This window comes from Pseudoalteromonas luteoviolacea NCIMB 1944 (assembly GCF_001625565.1).
Taxonomy (GTDB): Bacteria; Pseudomonadota; Gammaproteobacteria; order Enterobacterales; family Alteromonadaceae; genus Pseudoalteromonas; species Pseudoalteromonas luteoviolacea_F.
In genome coordinates, this window is record NZ_AUXS01000002.1 from 58,470 (window position 1) to 80,483 (window position 22,014).

Annotated in this window: 15 protein-coding genes; 10 read left to right on the top strand and 5 right to left on the bottom strand. The window is 41.3% G+C overall.

Translation table 11 applies throughout. The annotated features are described in order from the left end of the window. Positions 1-74: 74 nt before the first annotated feature. Positions 75-2,597 carry a GH92 family glycosyl hydrolase gene (locus tag N483_RS00230; RefSeq protein ID WP_023399166.1) on the bottom strand — a complete coding sequence of 841 codons (2,523 nt, stop codon included), beginning with the start codon at positions 2,595-2,597 and terminating at the stop codon, positions 75-77. 609 nt (positions 2,598-3,206) lie between these two features. Between N483_RS00230 and N483_RS00235 the strand changes: the two genes are divergently transcribed. The 5 genes from N483_RS00235 (at position 3,207) to N483_RS00255 (ending at position 9,531) form a co-directional block, all read left to right on the top strand. Continuing rightward, a complete protein-coding gene (locus tag N483_RS00235) occupies positions 3,207-3,773 on the top strand; it encodes a hypothetical protein (protein WP_023399167.1) in 567 nt (188 codons plus the stop codon). 306 nt (positions 3,774-4,079) lie between these two features. Next, entirely contained in the window at positions 4,080-4,754 is a 675-nt protein-coding gene (locus N483_RS00240; RefSeq protein WP_023399168.1) for a response regulator transcription factor, read from the top strand. A gap of 40 nt (positions 4,755-4,794) precedes the next feature. After that, positions 4,795-6,129 (top strand): sensor histidine kinase, encoded by a 1,335-nt coding sequence (locus N483_RS00245; RefSeq protein WP_023399169.1) that lies wholly within the window; start codon positions 4,795-4,797, stop codon positions 6,127-6,129. Positions 6,130-6,238: 109 nt separating this feature from the next. Beyond that, entirely contained in the window at positions 6,239-8,164 is a 1,926-nt protein-coding gene (locus tag N483_RS00250) for a DUF1800 domain-containing protein (RefSeq protein ID WP_023399170.1), read from the top strand. Between the two features lie 11 nt (positions 8,165-8,175). Then, the gene (locus N483_RS00255; RefSeq protein ID WP_023399171.1) at positions 8,176-9,531 is read left to right on the top strand and encodes a DUF1501 domain-containing protein; all 1,356 of its coding nucleotides are present in this window, start codon (positions 8,176-8,178) and stop codon (positions 9,529-9,531) included. 527 nt (positions 9,532-10,058) lie between these two features. Here the strand turns inward: N483_RS00255 and N483_RS00260 are convergent. Continuing rightward, positions 10,059-10,814 (bottom strand): hypothetical protein, encoded by a 756-nt coding sequence (locus N483_RS00260; RefSeq protein WP_023399172.1) that lies wholly within the window; start codon positions 10,812-10,814, stop codon positions 10,059-10,061. A 351-nt stretch (positions 10,815-11,165) separates the two neighbouring features. Here N483_RS00260 and N483_RS00265 point away from each other — a divergent pair, with 351 nt between their 5' ends. After that, positions 11,166-13,154, top strand: a complete 1,989-nt coding sequence (locus tag N483_RS00265) for a methyl-accepting chemotaxis protein (RefSeq protein WP_023399173.1) — start codon at positions 11,166-11,168, stop codon at positions 13,152-13,154. 178 nt (positions 13,155-13,332) lie between these two features. Further along, the gene (locus tag N483_RS00270) at positions 13,333-13,989 is read left to right on the top strand and encodes a DUF1826 domain-containing protein (protein WP_023399174.1); all 657 of its coding nucleotides are present in this window, start codon (positions 13,333-13,335) and stop codon (positions 13,987-13,989) included. 63 nt (positions 13,990-14,052) lie between these two features. Here the strand turns inward: N483_RS00270 and N483_RS00275 are convergent, their stop codons facing one another. Continuing rightward, positions 14,053-15,042 carry a hypothetical protein gene (locus N483_RS00275; RefSeq protein ID WP_023399175.1) on the bottom strand — a complete coding sequence of 330 codons (990 nt, stop codon included), beginning with the start codon at positions 15,040-15,042 and terminating at the stop codon, positions 14,053-14,055. A gap of 542 nt (positions 15,043-15,584) precedes the next feature. On the opposite strand from N483_RS00275, the gene N483_RS00280 reads away from it, so the two are divergent. Continuing rightward, positions 15,585-18,182 (top strand): ExeM/NucH family extracellular endonuclease, encoded by a 2,598-nt coding sequence (locus tag N483_RS00280; RefSeq protein WP_023399176.1) that lies wholly within the window; start codon positions 15,585-15,587, stop codon positions 18,180-18,182. Positions 18,183-18,208: 26 nt separating this feature from the next. On the opposite strand, the gene N483_RS00285 is transcribed toward N483_RS00280, so the two are convergent. Then, on the bottom strand, positions 18,209-19,738 hold the full coding sequence (locus N483_RS00285) for a cytochrome-c peroxidase (RefSeq protein WP_023399177.1): 1,530 nt from the start codon (positions 19,736-19,738) through the stop codon (positions 18,209-18,211). A gap of 80 nt (positions 19,739-19,818) precedes the next feature. Then, positions 19,819-20,427 (bottom strand): MarR family winged helix-turn-helix transcriptional regulator, encoded by a 609-nt coding sequence (locus tag N483_RS00290; protein WP_023399178.1) that lies wholly within the window; start codon positions 20,425-20,427, stop codon positions 19,819-19,821. Positions 20,428-20,492: 65 nt separating this feature from the next. Here N483_RS00290 and N483_RS00295 point away from each other — a divergent pair, with 65 nt between their 5' ends. Beyond that, the gene (locus N483_RS00295) at positions 20,493-21,086 is read left to right on the top strand and encodes a carboxymuconolactone decarboxylase family protein (RefSeq protein ID WP_023399179.1); all 594 of its coding nucleotides are present in this window, start codon (positions 20,493-20,495) and stop codon (positions 21,084-21,086) included. 381 nt (positions 21,087-21,467) lie between these two features. Then, the gene (locus N483_RS00300; protein ID WP_023399180.1) at positions 21,468-22,013 is read left to right on the top strand and encodes a GbsR/MarR family transcriptional regulator; all 546 of its coding nucleotides are present in this window, start codon (positions 21,468-21,470) and stop codon (positions 22,011-22,013) included. Position 22,014 lies beyond the last annotated feature (1 nt).

Here is a 22,014-nt window from a genome sequence, read left to right on the forward strand (position 1 = left end):
CGAATCAGATCGTGCCAAACTTTTATCTAAGGTAAAGACAGTATTTTGTTGTGTGTTTTATATAATACACAAGTTTAAAGAATCGACTTTTCCTCAAGATTTGTTGGAGCATAGCTCGGTGGTCTGTGCTCAACGGCTTTACCAAAATCTTGGTTTGGCTCGCTGCTCAAACTAAAATCCAAAGTGACCGGTTTGTTTATATATGTTTCGTCAATCCAGCTTTTCAAGGTGTCATTACCGTTGACTTTTAGTGAATCAATATAAATGTTTTTGCGAGACGCACTTGGCGCATTTATAGTCAAATTACCGATTTTAGCCTGCGTGAATTGAGGGCTAGATAGCACTAAATCTGCACGTCCAGGATACTTAGGGTAGATCCCAAGACTTGCAAAAACATACCACGATGACATTTGCCCAAGGTCATCTTGCCCCGGTATACCGTCAGGTGTGTCTAACCAAAGTTGTGCCATGGTTTCCCGCACAGTTTGCTGTGTTTTGTATGCATTTCCAGTATGTAGGTACATCCATGGCGATAATATTGAAGGTTGGTTTGAGACATCTGCAAATTGTGCTGAATCGCGATAGAGTACCCAAGTGCCATCGGCTTTTCTAAAATGACTATCAAGCCTCTCACTCATGATACGATCTCCACCTAGGACGGTAGCGAGACCAGCGCCGTCATGGGGAACCATCCATAGGTACTGTGCGGGACTTCCCTCTACAAATAAATGGCCTGAATAAGCATCAAATTCTTGCTTCCATGTTCCATCTTTGTTTCGACCTTGAATGTAGCCCAAAGAGTCAGTCGCCGAAGGATTGTAGATATTTCTCCAATACCCTGCCTCATCGACAAAGCGCGAAGCATCGTCTTGCTTTCCTAATCTGTTTGCCAACTGCGCTAAAGAAAAATAGCTTGATGCTTGCTCAAGTGTTTCTGAAGCGCCTTCCCAGCTGTTAGACTGTTCAGATATATAACCAATGCTTTGCCATTCATCCAATGATGGCTTTTGACCGCGACAAAAAACAGGACACCCGATGTCAGTTAAATCAAATTCGGTTGGCTGAGTTGCAGCCTTACGCAGTGAGGTATATGCACCAGATACATCAAAATTGTCTGCACCAAACGCAACAAAATTGGAAATAGCGATTGTAGAAGGGTCACCACTCATCACGCCAGTTGGACCTGCATTATGAGTCCAACGATCCCACACCCCATCAAATTGATTTGCTTGGTTAAACAACGACTGTGCGATATCGCTTCCCCGTTGTTGATCTAATAAAGTTACCAATTGCAGCTGGGAACGATATACATCCCAGCCAGAAAAGTTAGCGTATTGGGCTGTTTGCGTCGATGATATTGTATGTACTTTTTGATCAAAACCTGTGTATTCTCCGTTTACATCCGAGAACACATTGGGGTGGAACAAACTATGGTACAAGGCGGTATAGAAAATGCGCAGTTTGCTTTTGTCATCAGAGACAACTTTGATTTTTGAAAGCTCTGATTCCCACGCCTGTCGCGATTGTTTACGTAGTGCAGCAAAACTTGTACTACCTTGCTCTTTTATTAGGTTTTCTCTGGCGTTTTCTAAACTGACATAAGAAATACCAACGCGCATTTGGACTGTTTCCCCGTCATTCATGTCTAGGTTAACCCAAACTCCTGAACCTTTGCCAATGTCCGGCCAGCCGTTATCACCATAACCCATTGCGCCTTTTGAGGAAGTTGCGCCATCGGACAATTCTGCATCTTTCCAAGCTCCAGAACCTGATATTGGCTTATCAAGTTTAGCGACGAAGTGTAGAGTGTAATAATCTCGTCGATTGTGCTCACCTAAGTACCCACAGAAGTTACCCGAAGTCACATAACCGGTAATTTCACCTCTCTGTGGGTCTACTTTCGCAAATGCGTCACCACTACCAAGTTGGGAATAGGATGTTCTAAATAGGAGTTTTGCGTTATCAGAGTGCTCAAACGTAAAATTTGCAATACCTGTGCGTGTGGTCGATGTGAGCTCTACGTTTACCCCATTGTCTAAACCAACTTGATAATAGCCAGGTATTGCGGTCTCGTTGTCGTGGCTAAAGGCTGCGCTGTAATATCCGTTTATCGGATCAGTAGCAGGTGAAAAAGTAATATCTTTCGTAAAAGGCATAACGGGTATATCACCTGATGCGCCAAGACAACCTGTTCCAGATAGACGAGTAAACGAAAAGCCTTTTACTCGGCTTGCTTGATAGTTGTATCCACCAGGCGATACCGGTACCCGTTTCTTTTCTTCAAGAATCTTTTTTGAAATGCCTTCAGATTCAGCCATTAAGTCTTCTGTATAAGCGTGTTCAGGGCCAAAATTAAACATACCAAATGGGAGTACAGCACCCGGTGTGACATTGCCTGCTTGACGATGATTAAATGGCCCCTTTGTACCTATTAACGGATTGACGTAACTGACGACATCAGAAACGTAATTGGCTTCGGGTGTACCTTGTATCTTAGGTTTGATCGCTTTTTCATTTGGCTTTTCACTACAGCCAATTAAAAAAGCGGAAGTGAATGACAAAACTGCCAAATTTTTAGCTGTTATTTTAAGGTTCATTACAAACTCTCTTTTAGAACGTTCCAATTTCGAAGTCGAAAATTGTGAAAATTTCTTTATACCATGCCACTAATTACACTGTTTGTACAATTTTAATGCGTATATTTAAAAGATTTAAGTGAGAAATTAACAAATTTTAAAATCGGAGCAAGCCTTGCCGGCTATTGAGTTGGGGAATTAGCCAATTACATCAAGTGCTCGTGGACAGGGAAAATGACCGAGGTCTACCGCTTTGTGCGATTTATACTCTACATGCTTAACGGTCTGCCCGGGCTATTATAGAGCTTATGCGTCTTTTTAACTGAGATTTACGATATCCCTTCAGCATATTTTCAACAAGCACTGCGTCTGCTTAATCTGCAATAATATAGTGAAAATGCAATACTTATTTTATAAAGTTTTATGCTGAAATTATTTATGAGTAAATTTATTTTCTTTGTTTGTCCCTATAAATTATTTCCTAAATTAGTGAGCTTTATCTTGTTACTTACATAAGTTTACATATGAGAACAAATGGGAACAAATGGGAACAGTAAGTTTTAATGGTGTTTTTTAATATTTTAAATGTTCTTTCTTGGGATAATTAAAATATAAATAAGGAAAATATAAATGAATGCTATTATAAAAATATCAACTATCTCTGCCCTTAGCGTGTTATTGTTAGGTTGCGGCGCCAATGCCTCTGAACACGGTGAACCAGACAAACCTGTTGCTACGAATCCATTGGTTGACCCCAATGTGGGTAGTGGAATCAAAAACAAAAGTGACCCTACTATGGTTACTTTGAGCTCAGGTGAACTCCCAGCAAATGGAATTGCAGGGAGTAAAAAACTTTATGTAATTCAAGATGAAATTGAATTTGTTGAAACCTGGTATAACTATTCGAATGAAGAATTACCCGATATTGACTTTGACAAGCGTTCAATCGTTTTATGGGAAAGAGGTGCGATAAACCTTAACCATTGTACTTCGTTGCCTAGGGTAACAGGGGTATCATTTGAACAGTTTGATGAGCGACTATCACTAACTTCAATTGATCTTACTAAAGTGTGTGATAGCGCGGAAATCTATTGTCCTTCCGAGTATATCGAAGGAAGCCCTTATAAACTGATTTCAATTCCAAAAACTCAAGAGTCTTTAGTTCAAGAAAACCTCACAGTTATTAAATGCGAATGATTTTTATCAATGGAGTCAAAATATAGTGGCTTCTTGAGGTAGTAAAAGCACCTGCGAGTATTTTAACCGTAGGTGCAATTTTCATTAGAGCTCAAGAGTAATATGATCAGGCTTTAATATAAACTGCATTTCAAAATACTAATTTGTGAGAACAATGCCGATTGGTTATGGTTTAACCAATACAATGAAACCAGCATCGGGTAAGGGTAATCTCAAGCAAGCTGTGACTTTAGTCATACAAATTTGTATCTTCGTTTTAGCAAAGATTGAGTTAAACTTAACTAAAATCAGCAATAGAACCAATTTATGAATGTACTGATCGTTGAAGATGATATGGATACCGCTTCGTTTATAAAAAAGGGATTGGTGCAGCAAGGTGAATCTGTTCAGCACGTCGCGTCTGCCAGTGAAGGTATGATAGTTGCGTCCTCTTCAGAATTTGATGTAATAATATTTGATCGCCTACTCCCTAATATGGATGGTCTAGATGCCGTTAAAGTCTTAAGAGCAAGTAATATTACTACGCCGATTATTATGTTGACGGCTTTGGGTGATACCGCTGATAGGGTCGCAGGACTAGATGCTGGAGCAGACGACTATTTAGTTAAACCATTTGATTTTTCAGAACTGTACGCGAGGCTTAAAGCACTCACTAGGCGAAAACCCATCTCACAATCTACTATGTCTCTTTCTTTGGGGGGTCTCGTCGTTGAAAGAACCAGCCGAAAAGTCACCCGAGATGGTCAGGTTATTGACCTAAATACAAAAGAATATCAGATTCTTGAATTTCTAATGCAGAGCCCTGGCCAATTGGTTACCAAAACGATGCTCCTTGAAAAGGTCTGGGGTTTCAATTTTGATCCTAAAACCAGCTTGGTCCAAACTCACGTAAGTAGGTTAAGAAATAAGGTCGACAAACCTTTCAACATCGAATTGATCAAGACGGTTCGAGGCTGCGGTTATATTATATCTAATGATTAAGTATATTAAAGATCCCTCACTTGTTTTCAAAGCAGTTAAAATGAGCGCTGTTGCAACGATATTAGTTGTGTGTGCAATTTCTATCGTTTCTTTAATCGTGTTATCAGCAATAGATGCTAACCAGCAGACTGAGTTAACTGAATACCTAGATGAAGTTAAGTTACGATACGAAGAAGATGGAATTGATAGCATTTTGGAAGAACTTGATTTGGAACCCCAAACTTTGTGGGATCGCAAAGAAAGTTTCGAAAGATTAAATGAGCATGATGCAATTTTTGCTTTGTTTATTGACGATGAATTGATACTTGGAACTGAACTGACGCTACCTGCTTCGTCTGACGTGCGTTGGCAGACACTGGACTTTGGTTCGAATCAAAGTTTCAAGCTACTGACGCTGACTATTCAATTAGACGAACAGCAACTCTTAAGCATTGCTCAACCAGTCAGTTACGAACATGAGTTTACATCCTCAATATTGGTACGGTTTGGAATCATATTGTCATGTATTTTGGCGTTAAGCTGTTTTATATATTTCCTTATTGCTGGTGGAAATAGCAAGAAGGCTACACAGCAAATCGTTGCAAGACTATCTGAAATTGGGCAATCCCCAGATACAGCGCGTCTTAGCGTCGATAGTAAAATAGAACTTCACAAAGATATAGTACACGCAACTAACGAAATGTTAGACCAAATAACTTTTTTACATGGCAGAGCAAAGACAATGTCTGTGGGGATCGCTCATGATTTAAAAACGCCATTGTCGCGAGTGGCAAATCGCCTGCAATGCATGCGACAAGATTTAGGAGACAACAACGCAATTGATGCGCACATTACTCGCGCAAGTGAGGATCTTAATGCTGTAATCACTACATTCAACAACTTAGTGCGACTTAATAGCATTGAGTCGGGAAAGCATAAGAATAACTTTATTCAAATTAACCTCTCAGAATTGATAACTGATCTCGCGCTTAGCTATCAACCTGTTTTTGAAGACAGCGGACGAGTACTCGAGTTATCAGCAGTCGATAATGTGTATTGCTTTGGTGATAGTGATTTATTGAGTCAATTGATTTGCAACTTGTTTGAAAACGCTTTGGAATACAGTCATTCGACTGCAAATGTTTGGATTAGATTGCAAAGTCATACAGGTAGCGCATTGTTGCAAGTTGGCGATGATGGCCCCGGTATAAGTTTGCAAGACCAGCCGCATATTTTTGAGCGCTTTTATCGAGCGGACGTAAGTAGGTCAAAACCCGGCAATGGCCTAGGCTTGAGTATTGTCAAAGCAATTTGTGATGTGCATGACGCCCAGTTATGTTTATTGCCAGATCAAACAGGTGCCGTGTTCAATATTGAAGTGCCAATTTCAAACTAAATATTGCGATTCATACAATTTTGTATGATGAATGTATGTAAGGTGTAAAACACAAAAACCTAATTTAGCTGTAAACTAATAGTGTCTGATCTATGTTTAAGGCTAAATTATGCACATAAAAAAATATATACAAAGTATTGTATTAGCTTTATTTGTTGGCTTGATGTCCGGGTGTGGAAGCGGTGGCAGTGAGCAAAATAACGCATCTCAAAGCCAAGAGAATACAACCAATCAACCCAGCAGCAATACGCAAGATAATAACAATTCTATCAATAATGGGGGTGAAACGAACAACAGCGGTGATAGCAATACGGACAGCGGCAACAATAGCGATGAAGATGAAAACTCGGTAAATGAGGACGAAAACGAGCAAGAACCAGCAGGCAACGACACAACGTTTTCTTCTAAAATTGAAGTGTCACGCTTTATTCAGCAAGCTACGTTTGGTGTTCAGCCGAGTCAGTTGAATGAGTTAGAGAACACGAGCGCATCAGAGTGGTTTGTTAATCAATTGGATTTGCCTGCGAGCTTGATTTTACCGGGGGTCGAAGCGGCAGCTCCGGCGGACCCTGAGGACGAGTTTAGCTTATTCTACATTGAACAAACTAGCTTTTCGTTTTGGAGAAACGCGATTGCTGGAGAGGATCAGCTCAGGCAACGAATTGCGTTCGCGCTTTCAGAGATCTTAGTGGTTTCAAATGGAGGGGGAGAAGTACTGACTGATGTTCCAGAAGCTGTGGCTTTTTATCAAGATATTCTCATCACAAATGCATTTGGTAATTACAGAACGATTCTAGAACAAGTCACCTACTCTCCTGCTATGGGGCATTATTTAACATACATGGGCAGTGAAAAAGGTGATGCGAAGACCGGTAGGATGCCGGACGAAAATTATGCGCGAGAGTTATTGCAGTTGTTTACATTAGGCGTTGTGGCATTAAACAATGATGGCACAGAGAAGTTAAACGAAAGCGGGGAAAAAGTTGAGCTGTATAACAACACTGATATTACTGGATTGGCAAGAGTATTCACCGGCCTTAATTTGGACGAAGAAGATCCAGAAGCCCCGCTTGGTAAAAGGTTTAGCATGCCCATGGCGGTATTTTCGGAGTCTCATTCAGAGAAAGAAAAATCGTTTTTAGAGCTAACTATTCCAGAAGGCACAGACGCAAAAACGTCAATTACCCAAGCTCTAGATCATATTTTTGCGCATCCAAACTTAGCACCATTTGTGACAAAGCAGCTCATACAGAGATTGGTAACGTCTAATCCAAGCTCTGATTATGTTGGGCGAGTTGTAACCGCCTTTGAGTCTGGGCTGTTTACGCTACCTGACGGTCAGCAGGTAGGTGCCCAGCAGCGAGGTGACCTGACAGCAACCGTGGCAGCTATTCTATTTGATCAAGAAGCGCGAACGCTATCGACACAAACAGGAGGGAAAATACGTGAGCCAATTTTGCGATTTACACAGTGGGCCCGCGCATTTGATGCAAAAAATGTAAACCCTCAATTTGTGAGCATCCTGTGGGAAACCGGTGCCAGTTCAGCGCTTGGCCAACACCCCTATCGCGCTCCTAGCGTATTCAATTATTTTCGTCCAGGTTACAAATCTCCCGGTAGTGTAAGTGCAGCACAAGGGCTCGTGGCTCCAGAATTACAAATTACCAACGCAAGTTCAATTCCTGGGTATGTAAATTTTATGACCTTCTTTATCACTGGGCAGCAACAGGACGCGGATCTTGAGGAGCTTAAAAATGAGTTAGAGGAGTTGGGAATTGAAGCTGATATTGCGCAAGCGCTGGAAAGCTTTGAACCAGACTACGCACCCTTACTCGCCATTGCTGATGAACCGAGCACGTTAGTTGATTATTTGGACTTGATATTGAGTGCACAACAGCTCAGTGAGCAGAGCCGAAAAAATATCTCAGATGTTTTAGCTACCGTTGAAGCTGATGAGGATGATGGCCTTTTACCTCGTGTACAACTTGGCATTTTAATGGTGATGTCATCACCTGATTACTTGGTACAAAAATAGGAGAATGGGCAATGAATAGACGTAATTTTATAAAATCAGCCAGTGCTGGAGTTGTTGCTTCTTCTATTTTAAATATGGGAAAAGTCTTAGCGAATACACAAGTTAATGATAGTGGAGAGTATAAAGCGCTTGTATGTGTCTTTTTGTACGGCGGAATGGATAATCACGACACAATCATTCCTTTTGATGGCGACAGTTACAACAAATGGGCACAAATAAGAGCGCCATTACTTAACCTATATACGACGAAGCGCGATTTGGGGAGCGTATTGCCAATTAATACTCCTTCTCGATTTGCCGGTCGCCAATTTGCGCTACCGCCAGAAATGCCAAATATCGCTAGCTTGTTTCAGCAAGGCAAGCTGTCAGTTGTAGGTAACGTCGGGCCTTTATTGGAAAATGTAACGGCAACGAGTATTCGCCAAGAAACAGCAAAACTGCCATCAAGATTGTTTTCCCATAATGATCAGCAAAGTACTTGGATGTCAGGCAAAGCTGAAGGTGCGCAGTTTGGTTGGGCCGGTCGATTAAATGATGCCTTAATTAACCAAGGAACCGTGCAAACGAACACATTTTCAGCAATCACAACATCCAGTGCAGAGCTACTTGTTACTGGCACAAATACAACTCCTTACCACGTTAATGATGGTCGTGCTGCAACCATAGATGCACTTGATTTTTTTGAAGGTAATGAGCAAGTGCAAGCGCATTTTAGTGCAATGGGAGAGCAGACTACTAACTATTTACAGCAAGATCTTGCTGCAAAAATTAATCAGTCTTTCGAAGCAAACCAGATGTTCAACCAAGCGATTTCTGGGCAGTCTGTTAACGTAGGTGAGTTTCCAAAATCGAGGTTAGGCAGGCAGTTGGAGTCTGTTGCTCGTACGCTGGCGGTAAGAGATCAGTTAAGTGCAAAGAGGCAAATCTTTGTGGTGACAATGGGTGGCTTTGATACGCACTCCGGCCAAGCTCAAAGTTTACCAAAGTTACAAAGTGCTTTGGATACGGCTTTGGCTGCTTTTAACGCGTCGATGGAAAGTATGGGGTTGAGCAATAATGTGACCTTATTCACTGCGTCAGACTTTGGAAGAACTTTGGCGATTAATGGTGACGGCACTGATCACGGTTGGGGGGCTCATCACTTTATAATGGGCGGCGCGATTAATGGAGGCACGATATTTGGCGACATTCCACAAGCGGAATTTGGTCATGAGCTAGATGCGGGCAGTGGTAGGTTGATCCCGACGATGGCCGTTGATCAATATGCCGCTTCGTTGGGCGCTTGGTTAGGGCTATCTGAAACCGAACTGGGACAAGTATTTCCGAATCTGTCGAAATTCTCTGACCGTCCTGCCCTATTCGTCTAAGGCTGATATTCTTGGTATTAAGCAGGTAAGTTGTTAGGAAGAGCTAAGCCCTCTTCCTAGACTTACTATACTTAAAACTGTGTGTTGAAATGGTCCAAGGCAATGGTTTTGACTTATAGTGGAAGTGTATTCCTGATTCTTATTATACTGTTAATTTGTTTGTGTTTTTTATACGGAAATCGTTATAAAGAGAAACTCAAAAAACGTAAAAGCAAGACTGACGAAGATAGAACTAATTAAGCCTCTCTCAGAATCTTACTTTCGTTACTTGAATGGGCTCTGTGCTCTACTAAGATACCCCATAGGAAATCAGGTAATCCCATTCTTGGTTAAATATTTGAGCATTAACTGCATTGGATCAGCAGGACTAAGCTAGGTTTAGATTTGCTATTCGGTGTGGTTATTATCGGGGCAGTGTTTTAGTTTTTGGTTATATAAAGTTATCTGGTTTCAGTCAATAACGCTTTTCCCTAGAAAAAGTTGAGAAAAGCGTTAGTTAGAAACAGAAATTGCAATAATGAAGCTGTTTACCATTCACCTGGATCGCCACCATCACTATCACTGACTTCTTCTACTGTCCCGCCTGTTTGTGCTGCCAACTGTTTGAGAAAATCAAAAGTGGGTACATTTGTAGTATAAGTATTAGGCGACATAGCATAAGCAGGTAGGTCGTTTGCAATGGCTGCATTTAGTTTGTCTGACATTGCTATGCTCTGTACTGTGCCTGTGTATATGGTCGCGTTAAATTGCACTTGTGGCAGTTCCATTAAGTACTTAGCAGTCACATTGGCTTGCCAATTGGCACCTCCGCAATGTGTGACAGGACTTGCGTTTTCGTCGCCATCACTTGAACCATAGACGCGAAGTAATGCACCTCTACTGGCTTCTACTGAAAAGTTGGTGCGTAATTCATCGGCACCATCACACATGGCTTCTGCAAGTGCAGTAGCGCCGCGACATCCCTCTCCATCAAGCTGTTGTAGAGCCATAAACGCACCTGTGAAGTCTACAAACCCATTGGTAATGGATTGGATTTGGCCGCCACTACTAAAGGTTTTAACATTCAACTTTTGGCCATTTATCGAGCTATCTAAAAAGAACTTAGTTGCTTTACTAATGGCTTGTTGTTTTGAGTAGGCACATCGAGATTGTTTGTCTGGTCGCAATGTCATCATAGAACCGCTTCTATCCAAAAACAAAATGCCATAAGACTCTGGTGCGCTTAGTGTAGAAAATGACACTGTAGTCAATGCGCCTAGTAGAATGCTTGCTAAAGTTTTCATATTTAAACTCCATATCCGTATAAGGTGTCGCCACAGTACTTTGTGGCTATCAGTGATCAGCTCTAAATAGACTTCTCTAATTCCAAACTGAGATTCAGCTTGGTCTGTGCTGATGAATGAAGCCTAGTGCGCTTGAGAATGGTTACTATTACACCCTGTTACAGCAACTTAGATAATCGGTACTTACGGTACAATGAGACAAACCTATTCTGTCGATATTTCGCTACAAGTGATTATTTACGTGAAGAAACTTATGACGAACTAGTTATTTTGACTATCTTTTATCTTAAGGAAAGATTTGTAGCCATCCGCTTGAGATTGGCAATTAGGTATACGCCTCGGAGAAATTGAATGAATTTGCTAAAACGCTTATCCATTTTACAACTGACGATTATTAGTTCTCTCGCACTTGTTATTTTCATCTTTATCCTACTATTCAAAATTGCATCGCAATACTGGCAAGACTACAACTCGACATTGCAGGACATAGAATATATTAAGCTTCTAGATGCTATTGAGAAAGTCGCACATCACCATGCTGTGGAACGCGGGCTGTCCGCGGGCTATTTAGGAAGTCCGACAGCAGACAAAAGACAACTCGTATCAGCGCAGAGGATAAAGGCTGATAATGCTGTGAAAGTAGTCAGAGATTTATATTCGGGACAATTCAAAGAAGATGAAAAAGTACAAAAATGGCTGCCATTCTTATTTAGAGAACTCCAAGGGAAATCCGCTGTCAGGCGCGAAGTGGACAACTTGAATAGTAAAAGTGCTTTTAAATATTATAGCCATCTGAATCAAGTAGCTATTGATACAGCTATCCGAATGCAAGCCTACATCAGCAATCGAGATTTAGCATCAAAGCTATCAATTGCATTTTTATTGGCAAAAAGTAAAGAGCGCAAAGGTCAGATCAGAGGGAAGATAAATGGGGTTTTGGCCAAAAAACAAGTTAGCTCAAAGCTCAGAGGTGAGCTCACATACTATCAAACACAACTTGGCGTGTTAAAAGAGCAGCTCGAAGCGATATTAGAAGGAGAGCAACTTGCGAAATACAATCAAGCGATGTCTGATACAACGGCGAAGGAGCTAGATAAAGTAATAAATTACCTATTAACAGAAGACAACCCAGATTTTAATACGCTTTTATCAAGCAATGAATGGTTCCCCAAAGCGACCAATCAGATTGTTGCAGTTAAAAAAATCTTAGATGGTCAGTGGGTTAAAACATTAAATCACAGCTCTTTGGTGAAAAGCGATTTGCTTAACCAAAGTATGTTTATTGGAATAGCTTTTATTTTAGCCATGAGCATAATTGCTGTGATCAACATGCACTTAGTGTCATCTTTAAAACATGAGTTAAATCACTTAACGGGTATTTTGGAAAAAGTTGCTAAAGAAGGTGATTTGACTTTGGATGTACGACTGAAAACCAGTGATGAATTGGGTCAAATATCTGAGTCTATTCACAATACCGTTTATGCTTTTAAAGACTTACTTGTTGGTTTATCCAAGTCTATAAAAGTTGGTACAGAGTTAGGTGTCGAAATGGACAAGGCGGCAAGTCATGTCAACGAAGAAGCGCAGCGCACTCAAAGTATGGCATCTAGCATAGCAACGGCAATAGAAGAAATGGCGGCAACCAGTGAAGAAATAGCTCGCTCAGCTTCAGACACTTTGGCTGCCAGCGATCAGCTTAACAACGAATCTCAAAAACTGTTAGAAGACAACCAAAGAAATTTAGATGCAATGAACAGCCTGTCTGATCACATGGATACGGTCAACGAAATGGCAGCAAATATGGAAAAGCAAGTGTCAGAAATAAACACGATATTGGACTCTATTCGCAGTGTTGCAGATCAAACAAATTTACTCGCTTTAAATGCCGCCATTGAAGCCGCTAGGGCCGGTGAACATGGCCGCGGATTCGCAGTTGTAGCAGACGAAGTACGTGGACTTGCAAACAACAGTAAAGAATCATCAGAACAGATTTCATCACTGTTGAGTAACTTAAATGAAATTAGCCAGAGCGTTGTCAATGCAATAAAAGAAAACACTCAACTAGCCAGCGAAATTATGAGTGAAATAGAAGAAACTCGACTCGTCTCCATGCAAGTGAGCGAACACAGTAATCACGTTGAACAGTTGACAACATCTGTTGCGACGGCGGCTCAACAGCAATCTACCGTGGCACAGGATATATCGACTAACACATCAGCTGTGCTTGATGCTGCAACTGACGAATTAGAGACGTCGATAGCCTTGAAAAAACTTTTTGAAGATATGAAGTTGAACAGTGATACCTTACAAAGAACCATGGATAACTTTAAGATTGACTGATGGTTCTTGGTGTTGGTTTAGCCTATTGAATTTGTCGTGGGGTCCTGACTGCGGCCCCCCTTTGAAGTATGATTGTTGATTGATATCAATTCGTATTCGCAATAAATTGCTGCAATCACTTCAATTCAGTCGTCGAAAGTGGTAATGTTGATACATTATCACATAACAATAGAGATTTATGAGCGTTAATTCTGAAGTTTGTGCTCAAACACAAAGCACAAAATATCTTATTGATGAGTCTGCTAGCGTCCTTTCAGAGATTTATGATCCAAACACCGCCTTAGCTTGTTATTGCACACCCTCTACTTGGGCTAAAAGCCGTGCAGCGGTTCATTATGTTAAAAAATCGCCAGATCACCCTTTTCAGTATCAAGGTGAAATTAGTGAAGAACTGTCAGAGCAAGTTAAAAACCTGTTTGTTGATACAGCGCACGGTGATTTATTGATTGAACATATTGAATTAATGCTCCGCATGTTTGATGCCTTACTTGAGCCAAAAGAAATTGGTTTGAGGATCCTCCCTTGCACTTATGCAATGAGTCCGGCTTTTCATTCTCAAAACGGCATCGTGAGAATGCTCTCCACGTTAGGAGGGAGTGGAGAAAGATGGTTGGAGCATGGCTTCGTCGAATACTACCCTCTTGAAAAAGGTCAATTCACGCCAGCAGTTAAAGAGCCAAAAGAGTGCAATGTAAATACATTATGTGATGGCGATATTGCGTTGGTAAAAGGTAAAAATTGGCTAGATCAAGAACACAATGCGGTTGTTTGCTCTTCTCCTCTATTTGACAATGACACTGCGAAACTTTGTGTCTATATAGATTACATAAGTTAAAGTTATGGCGCCTGATTTATAATAAGAAAGAGAAGTTAGCCTTCTCTTTCTAGGCAGGCATAACTATTTTGCCTGACCTGTCCAGCTCCATCCTGGGTAGAACTTGCCGTTCACATTCGCATTGTTACCAATGATAATTGAATAGGGTTTGTCTACAGCCTTCCAGTTATATGCTGTTGAGTGTTCAAGTTCAAATACAACATTTCCCCATATTCCGTAAGGCCCAGCAATGGTCGACTCTTTGTAAGCTGCAAAGTGGGTTTGCCCTCCCATCATGATTTCGCCTACTCTACTTTTGTTGTTGATTTCCGCAGCACCTTTGCTCCAAACCATAAGTAAATTTATATTACTTTGATTGTCAGCTAAGAAATATCCATTTCCTGCGACCTGAACTGAACTAAAGTGATTTTTATCGTTCGATTTTGCTGAAGACGTGTCGAAAACTTTAAGCTCGATTTGGTCTGTCGCTTTTGTAAACTCGGCGTATGAGCTGCCGTAAACACCAACGGAATTTCCTGAGAAACTTTCAAAATACGCTGTACTATTGTCAGTGACCAAAAATTGTTGGAATGAGTCTTCGCTTGCTGATTTGGCATTAGTGGTAACGTGTTTCAGTTGCCCAACACTGTTGGCTTTAAGTTCAACCGCAGGCATATCATTTGGTACATCGATATTGATGTTCGAAAGTACAACCGAACCAGACTGAACCAACACCGCACTCTGTTGTACGTGCTCCTGATCTTGCTTAACTCGTATTGAGCCTGTTCTTCCAGCGTCATTGATAATTTCGAATCGACTATTCTTAATTTCAATTGGACCTGCGCATTCTCCTGAAACCACGAATTTCACTGTTTGCGCGAGGTAATTGAATGAAACAGCTCTTTGCAGTGCTTCTGGGTGGGCTTGGCAATCAAGATTGAGAGTGATGTTGGCCACTAATTCTTGTTGAGTATTTGTGTCAATAATGCCCTGTTCCTTGTGCGCATTTGCCGGCGCCGCGATCATCATTGGTAGTGATAGTAAGGCGAGTTTCATCAGATTTTTCGTTTCCATTAAATCTTCCTTTTTAGAAATTTCTTTACATGTTGTGATCTAATTAGCTGAGAGTAACTAATTGTTACTGAAAGAGCCTTTGTCATTACTGCCTTCTAAGCGTTGAAATTAAATACGCTGAGCCTCTCAAGACAATCTCGCTATTTCAGAGTTAGTCAATTTAATTGACTTTTAGACAGTAACTTAGTTTTGCGCTGGTGGTCAAAAAAACACCACGTAAAATGGAGTTCATATTGTTATAAGATATCAATAATTATTTTGTTCATTTGAAACGCGCTTGAATATTGTTTCTGTACCCACGGTCATAAGAATGAGATACTTCATTTGATGGACCTATAATGGGGTCTTGCGGTTGATTTAAATTTATTAGACTAAAACTAAATAGTTAGAGCTGTGAAAATCCAACACTTTTCGATGTTCAAAAATAAATTAAAATTCAATAAAAAAGACACAAAAATATTACAATTGAAATATTTTTCATATAGAGTTACATCCCTTATTACTAAATAATTCATTAAAAACCAAAGTAAATGGAAATAACTATGTTCAAAAAATCTCTACTAGCTTCGGCAGTCGCGTGTTTAATGGCACCCGCTTATGCTGAGATCATGATTTCTGAATATGTCGAAGGAAGCAGTTATAACAAAGCAATCGAACTCTACAACAGCGGTGATTCAGAAGTTGATTTGAGTAGCTATCGCCTTGAGTTTTATTTTAACGGTAAGTCTACAGCGGGAACCAGCATTGCGCTTGAAGGCACATTGTTACCAAAAGCTACACACGTCGTAGTGCATGCTAGAGCGACAGAAGAGCTTAGACTCAAGGCGCAACAGCAAAAAGACGGCAGTTGGTATAACGGTGATGATGCCGTTGTATTGTCAAATAGTAATGGCGCAGTAGATAGTATCGGACAAGTAGGCTTCGACCCCGGATCTGCTTGGACTGAGCAAGGCGTTTCCACAAAAGATAAGTCACTGGTACGCATTAGCACTGTTGTAACTGGGGATTCGGTTGTAGATGATGTTTTTTTACCATCTACAGAGTGGGAAGCGCTAGCAAAAGACGACTTTTCAAATATTGGCCTTCACAACGCCACAGATCCAACTGAGCCACCAGCACTCGTTTGTAATGAAAACAATGTTTTAATTCACGCAGTTCAAGGCGAATCTTTTGAAAGCCCTTTAGTTGGTCAACAAGTTGAAATTCAAGGGGTAGTAACAGCGTCTTTTGTCGAAGATGGGCAATTAAAAGGGTTTTTCATCCAAGAAGAAGCTTTTGAGCAGGATAACAACCCCCTGACTTCTGAAGGGATATTTGTTTCATATCAAGATGCGTCAATTGTAGAAGGGCAAGTCATTAAATTATTCGGTAGTGTCAGAGAGTCATACGGACAAACTCAAATTTCAAATGTGAGTAGCGCGATATCTTGTGGTACAGATTCGGTGGTGAGTGTAGACATTAGCTTGCCAGTAGAGTCAGGTTTGGAAGCGTATGAAGGTATGCTCGTGAACATAACCAACGATCTGTTTGTAAATGACACCTACGGCTTAAAGCGCTACGGAGAATTAAAGCTTGGCTCTGAGCGTTTGTATCAAGGTACTCAAGTGGCACTGCCTGGGGAAGCGGCCAATGCTATCGAGCGCCTGAATGTGAGCAAAGAAATTACTTTGGATGATGGCTCGACAGCGCAAAACCCGGAAGTTATACCTTACCCGACCCCTGAGCTGGATGCATACAATACGATTAGACTGGGTGATAAGGTTAGCGGCGTTGAAGGTGTAATTGGATATGGTTTTTCTCAATATCGAATTCATCCAATCACAGCGCCAAACTTCATCCAAGAAAATCCTCGTACCGATTCTCCTCAAGTAACACAAAAAGGTAACTTAAGAATTGCGAGTATGAATGTGCTGAACTTTTTCAATGGTGATGGCCTAGGCGGCGGCTTCCCAACATCACGTGGTGCAGACTCCTTCGAAGAGTTGCAACGCCAAAAAGCCAAGCTTATGACTGCATTGGTGACATTAGATGCAGATGTCATCGGGCTGTTAGAAGTTGAAAACGATGGTTTTAGTGAAAACAGCGCGATCGCTGAGTTGGCGAGCTCATTAAGCGAAGCAGACCCACAAAATACCTATGGCTACGTTAACTTTGGTGCTGATTCTGTAGGTACTGATGCAATAATGTCAGGGATAATCTATCGCAGTAATAAAGTAAAAGAAGTCGGTGTGCCCGCTTTCACAGATGCTGTTCCTTTTGATTACGGTAATCGTCCACCAGTGATGCAGAGCTTCGAGGACTTATCTACCACCGATGTATTTAACGTGGTAGTTGCTCACCTGCGCTCTAAAGGCAGTTGTAGTCGAGCAGAAGGTCTAGATCAGGATCAGAACGATGGACAAGGCTGTTGGAACCAAGCACGTGTAAATGCTGTCAACGAGTTACATGCTTGGTTAGCTGGTACACCAACTACCATTCAAGACGATGACACTGTGATATTGGGGGACTTTAATGCTTACAATATGGAAGACCCAATCAGACAGATGAGTGCAAATGGTTACTCAAATCTAAGGGATATTTTAAACGGGGACGTGAAGAGCTACTCTTACGTATTTAAAGGGCGCTTAGGCAGCCTAGATCATGCGTTTGCAAGTGATTCTATGACTGCAAAAGTTGTGGCTATCTCAGATTGGCACATTAATGCAGACGAGCCTGTTGCATTAGACTACAACGTAGAATACAAGTCAGACAAACATCAACAATCGCTATACGCCGACCATGCTTATCGTTCATCTGATCACGACCCGATTGTAATCGAGGTAAATACACAAGATCCTTATCCGGTAATAGAAGGCAAAATCGACAATATTTACGGCTGGTTTTGGTGGCAGCGAACTGTTGTTGAAGTGCCTGAAGGATATAGTAATTTAGAAGTCAGCATTGAGGGTAATGGAGAGGCAGACCTATATTTAAGACATGGCCAAAAACCGAAATTTTATAAGTTTGATTGCCGTCCATATTTATGGGGAAGTAACGAATCCTGTCAAATACAAAATGCGCAAGTGGGAACTTGGCATATTGGCCTCAGAGGCTTCTTGCCCTATCACAATGTAACTTTGAAATATAAAATTACCAAGTAATAAAAAAGGTGGCGTTGCCACCTTTTTTATGTACGTCCTAATAGTATGTTTTGGACCTTGAGCCTTAGATTATCTGGATCAGGTGTTCTTGGGCTTGGCTCAAACTTTCTGATACAACGCGGGTCTTTAGCGCACTTATCGGTGAGTGCTTTTAAAAATGCAACGAGATCAGCTTGTTGTCCCGTGTTCAATGGTGGAGCTACAAATGGCGACAATTGCAATAGATTTAATGCGGTTTGGCTATTTTCCAGCGCATTTTCATTGAGTGACTGGCAATGTTGGTCCTGAGTGAATTGTCGCAGGCTACAAGCACCACCTTTTTCAAAAAAGTCATTAATTGCATTTTGTGGATCTACATAATGTGCAACAACTTCTTCGAGAGTTTCGTAAGCGCCTGAATGTCCATACGGGGCTGTTAACTCGACATTTAGCAAGCCTGGTACTCTAAACGCAAACATATTCCTCTGCTCAGAATCAATTAAGAACCGCCCTTGATCTGAATTGTGCTCGTTTAAACCAATACCATACTGCGGAAATGCGAGGTTAAAAAAGCCATCATTGGTAAATCGAGTGCCACCATGGCAATTTACGCACCCTGCACCTCCATCACTGATTTGCGTAAAAAATAGTGATGCGCCGCGTTTTTGCGCTTGGGTCATCGCATTTTGGTTGCCGCGCAAATAGTCATGCCATGGGGAATTAACTAGGTTTATAGATGCTTGATATTGTCCAAGTGCCAACGCAATGCTGTCGAATGTAATTAAAGACTGCGAAGTGTCATTACTATTAAATGCCTTTTTGAACTCTCTGATCCATTCATTCTTGTCGAGATCGTTTGCCTGTTCGCCATAGTTACCTATACGTTGGGCGAGGTGTTCTCTAACTGATTGATTATCTAGTGCATTTGGAAATGCCTGACCGCGCATCTCCTCTCTGGATGTCACAGGAAAGCGTGATAGAGCTCCGACAAGGTCATTACCTACTCGCTCGTCAATATTACCAAAACCGGAGTCTGGTGTTGTTATTCCTGAAACCTCGTTTCCAGAGGTATCCGTCGTGGTTATACGTTGCACTCGCCCATCCCAAAATAAACTCGAATTAGCGAGTCCAACATTGAAAATAGTCGGCGAGTTTCTCGGAATATTGATCGTATCTGAGGTTAATCTAAGTGGGCCGATGATATCTGGATTGATGGCGTTGGTACCAATCGGTAACGACAGTCCATCAGCTCCACCGAGTCTCGGGTGGTGACAACTGGCGCATGCCACAGTCTTCTCAGCACCGAGCGCCTTGCTGAAGAAAAGCTTCATACCGAGTTGCGGCAATGGCTCTGATATATGCGGCAGCGCAGATAGATCAGGAATTGTCGAGCTTAGGTTTTGGTCAGCTACTATCTCCTGTAGTTGAATATCAACCGCCGTCTGAATTTGAACAAACGGCTTCCCATGTCCTTTTTTCGGTCTATGAGGTTCGTTGCTGGGTTTTGCTTGCAAATGAACACTGGATACGCTTAAAAATATTAACGCACCCAGGCTTATTCGGTTTTTATGTTTCATATTTTAGCCCCTTGATGATGTAATAACTAGCTTGTTCATCAAATGTGCAAAAAGTATGTTACCGAAACAGATTTATGTTGTTACGTATCTTTTTTGGTTGTGCGACTGTGCCATCGTACAATTTCTTTGTGGTCACGAGTTACTGAACCACCGAGAGATTCGCAATGTTGTACCTCTTTAGCGAGCACTGCTTCGGCATTAATCTCCAACTTCTGTAGCAGTTGTCTTAGCGTACTTTGCTCATCAGACGTTAACGTTTCGAGCAATTTTTCTTCTCGGTTTTGTAGATGATCTGTGACCTTTGCGTATATGGACTGCCCTTCTTCTGAAAGCTCGACAGGTTTACTGCGGGTTTGCTCTTGCCCTTGTACATATTGAGCCAGCCCCTTTTTAATCAGCGCTGCGATAGCCCGTGTTGTTGAATAAGGATCCAACCTCGTTTGGTATGCGATGTCTGATGCGGTTATTGGACTATATGAGCCGATATTAACCAGTATGCGCAGTTCCCTCGTATCCAAATCTGTCAGACTACGAATTATCGGATCTCTGGATATAGAAAGTAGGTTACTGACGACAGCAACTTGAAACGGGATATGGTTTTCTAGAGACAGTATTTGTCTATTGTCGCCTTGCGCGAAGCTTTCCAATCTGTTTTTTAATGCATTTTTATATGAAATATCACTAGACAACTAGTTTCTCCAGGAGTATGTTATGTTGCATATGCAACAAAAAATAAATTTAACAGGAGCTGATTATGCCTTTAGTTACCCCTTTATCTCAAGACCACGATCAGGAAGTAACTGAACTTGCGAAATTCTTTAATGAAACACTAGGCTTTTGCCCTAATAGTGTACTCACGATGCAAATTCGACCTGCAATTGCACGCGCATTCATTAACTTAAATAAAGCAGTCATGGAAAACCATGGGCGCGTGACATCTGAGCTTAAAAGGCTAGTTGGTTATATTACAAGTGCAAATACGGGTTGCCGCTATTGTGAAGCGCATACAATTTTGGCTGCACAGCGATATGGCGGAACAGACTCTAGATTGGCTCAAATTTGGCAATTTAGAGAGTCAGACGTATTTACAGATGGTGAAAAGGCAGCATTTGAGTTTGCACTGGCGGCCTCAAGTGTACCTAACGCTGTTGATGAACCTATTCAAACAGAACTGAGAAAATACTGGGACGATGGCGAAATTGTCGAGCTACTTGGTGTGATATCTCTATTTGGCTACCTTAATCGTTGGAACGACTCTATGGGTACTACATTAGAGTCAGGAGCAATTGATGCTGGCGAGACTTTATTAAAACAAAACAACTGGGAAGTTGGAAAACATCAGTCTTAAACCTACCTTTACATCTCAACTACCAAAGGCTTTTTCATATGATCAAGCCTTTTTATTTTCAAACTGCATAGTGCATTCATCGCCGTCGTAGAGCAATGTCAAAGGGTAACCATTTGGAGGCTATAACAAATTGGCTACTAAATGCGCAAATCAAGTGCCGAAGTTTCATTATTTATCGAAACTTTTAAAAGATTTTCATCAGGCAATATACAAATACGTGAAAAGCGACTAGATTACAGTCTGGCTTTAGGTACTAACTCGATTATCCAAGTTTATTGCATAAACTATTTGTGAAGTTTCAGAAAAAAATGAAACTTCAGTTGATCTGAGTCAATTACCTCTGTATATTTAACTTTCAATAATTACTGAACGTTTAGAATTATGAATTTATCACCAAAAATCGAAAACTTCGTGCTCCATTGCGGTGAAATGGGCAGTCGTTGGGGATTTAACAGAACCATTGGGCAAATGGTGGGGTTACTCGTTATCAATGAGCACCCGCTAACTGCGAATCAAATCGCAGAAGCCTTAAAGATTTCCCGAGGCAATGTCAGTATGGGGATCAAAGAGTTGCAATCATGGCAGCTAGTAAAAGTTCAACATATCCCCGGCGATAGAAAAGAATATTATGCGCCGAACGGTACAATATGGGACCTTGCTAACAAAGTGTTCGAAGAACGACGTAAGCGAGAAATAGACCCTACTCTGACGTTATTACGCGACCAAATACTTGATACAGCTAATACGCCAGAGGAAAAGTACGCTCAGGAGCAAATGCAATCCATCCATGACCTGTTAGAAACAGTAACAAAATGGTCGGCGGAATTGCAGAGGTTGACACCTGAACAATTGCAATCATTGATGAAACTTGGTTCATCGGTAAGTAAGGTGATCGACCTCAAGGACAAGTTATTGAAAAAGTCGTAAA

What these genes read in the sequence shown, in the direction of transcription:
- N483_RS00230 (WP_023399166.1), bottom strand. Translation starts at nt 2,597, where the DNA reads ATGAACCTTAAAATAACAGCTAAAAATTTGGCAGTTTTGTCATTCACT.
- N483_RS00235 (WP_023399167.1), top strand. Translation starts at nt 3,207, where the DNA reads ATGAATGCTATTATAAAAATATCAACTATCTCTGCCCTTAGCGTGTTA.
- N483_RS00240 (WP_023399168.1), top strand. Translation starts at nt 4,080, where the DNA reads ATGAATGTACTGATCGTTGAAGATGATATGGATACCGCTTCGTTTATA.
- N483_RS00245 (WP_023399169.1), top strand. Translation starts at nt 4,795, where the DNA reads ATGAGCGCTGTTGCAACGATATTAGTTGTGTGTGCAATTTCTATCGTT.
- N483_RS00250 (WP_023399170.1), top strand. Translation starts at nt 6,239, where the DNA reads ATGCACATAAAAAAATATATACAAAGTATTGTATTAGCTTTATTTGTT.
- N483_RS00255 (WP_023399171.1), top strand. Translation starts at nt 8,176, where the DNA reads ATGAATAGACGTAATTTTATAAAATCAGCCAGTGCTGGAGTTGTTGCT.
- N483_RS00260 (WP_023399172.1), bottom strand. Translation starts at nt 10,814, where the DNA reads ATGAAAACTTTAGCAAGCATTCTACTAGGCGCATTGACTACAGTGTCA.
- N483_RS00265 (WP_023399173.1), top strand. Translation starts at nt 11,166, where the DNA reads ATGAATTTGCTAAAACGCTTATCCATTTTACAACTGACGATTATTAGT.
- N483_RS00270 (WP_023399174.1), top strand. Translation starts at nt 13,333, where the DNA reads ATGAGCGTTAATTCTGAAGTTTGTGCTCAAACACAAAGCACAAAATAT.
- N483_RS00275 (WP_023399175.1), bottom strand. Translation starts at nt 15,042, where the DNA reads ATGGAAACGAAAAATCTGATGAAACTCGCCTTACTATCACTACCAATG.
- N483_RS00280 (WP_023399176.1), top strand. Translation starts at nt 15,585, where the DNA reads ATGTTCAAAAAATCTCTACTAGCTTCGGCAGTCGCGTGTTTAATGGCA.
- N483_RS00285 (WP_023399177.1), bottom strand. Translation starts at nt 19,738, where the DNA reads ATGAAACATAAAAACCGAATAAGCCTGGGTGCGTTAATATTTTTAAGC.
- N483_RS00295 (WP_023399179.1), top strand. Translation starts at nt 20,493, where the DNA reads ATGCCTTTAGTTACCCCTTTATCTCAAGACCACGATCAGGAAGTAACT.
- N483_RS00300 (WP_023399180.1), top strand. Translation starts at nt 21,468, where the DNA reads ATGAATTTATCACCAAAAATCGAAAACTTCGTGCTCCATTGCGGTGAA.